Here is a 1,200-nt window from a genome sequence, read left to right on the forward strand (position 1 = left end):
GCTCGTTGCGGCCACCGATCCGATGAGAGCGCCGGCGCACAGTGCGAGGAAGGTGGAGCCGAGACCGATGGTCAGCGACCAGCGTCCGCCGTAGAGCAAGCGGCTGAACAGATCTCGGCCGAGACTGTCCTGACCGAACCAGTGCTCGGCGCTGGGGCCCGCGGTACCGACCGCCTGTTCGAGTGGGGTGTACTGCGTGATCAGCGGCGCGAAGAGGCAGGCGAGCACGATGATCGCGAGAACCGCCATCGACAGCCAGGCCGAGAGGGGGAAGCGAGAAAAGGTGATACCGGGTCGCGAAAGCTTCTCGGTGAGTTTTCTTCTCATCATGCTGCGCTCCGAAGTCGTGGATTGACGAGCAGGTAGAGGATGTCGACGGCGAGGTTGACGACGACGAAGCCGACCGCGATGACGATGACAACTCCCTGAACGACTGCGGGATCACCGTTGGTGACGCCGTTGATCATGAGCTGACCCATTCCGGGAAGACCGAAGATCTGCTCGATGACCACGGCGCCGCCGAGGAGGTAACCGACACGCAGGCCCAGAACGGTGAGCGGGTTGATCAGCGCGTTACGCAACACATTCCGTCCGATCACCACGTGATAGGGCAGGCCGCTGCCGATTGCGGTACGGACGTAGTCCTTGTCCAGCTCCTCGACCATGGACGTGCGGATGATTCGCGTCAGTTGCGCCGCGACGGGCAGTGACAGAGACAGCGCAGGGAGCGCCATGTACCAGAGCCAGTCGCTGACGGAGTCGCTCGGATTGACGTAGCCACCGGTAGGGAACCATCCGAGTTGGACAGCAAGGTACTGAATCATCAGCAGTGCCAACCAGAATGACGGTGCTGCCACACCACCGAGGGAGATCACTCGGATGACCTGATCCGGCCAACGATCGCGGAACAGTGCGCTGGTGACACCGAAGATCAGCGAGAGCACGATGGCGATCACCAGTCCGAGAACCGTGAGCTGAATGGTCAGTGGCAGAGCGGTGGAGATCGAATCCAACACCGGGGTACCGGAAATCAGACTGTCACCCATGTTGCCGCTGACCAGATCGGTCACGAAGTGAACGTATTGCAGAGGAAGCGGATCGAGCAGAGGGTACCCGGTTATTTGACAACCTGAAATTTTCAGGAGCATGGTTGTTTCACGTACTGAAGCATCGAGCCAGTGAGGTAAGGCGCACCATGAC

Annotated in this window: 1 protein-coding gene and 1 pseudogene; both read right to left on the bottom strand. The window is 60.4% G+C overall.

Annotation, left to right across the window (positions count from 1 at the left end; genetic code table 11):
* Positions 1-330 (bottom strand): annotated as a pseudogene (locus ABT116_RS48155) (ABC transporter); the annotation flags it as partial.
* A partial coding sequence (locus ABT116_RS48160; protein WP_351647830.1) for an ABC transporter permease occupies positions 327-1,200 on the bottom strand: 874 nt, incomplete at its 5' end. The pseudogene ABT116_RS48155 and the gene ABT116_RS48160, both read right to left, overlap by 4 nt.

This window comes from Streptomyces sp. NPDC002130, assembly GCF_040296465.1.
Classification (GTDB): Bacteria; Actinomycetota; Actinomycetes; order Streptomycetales; family Streptomycetaceae; genus Streptomyces.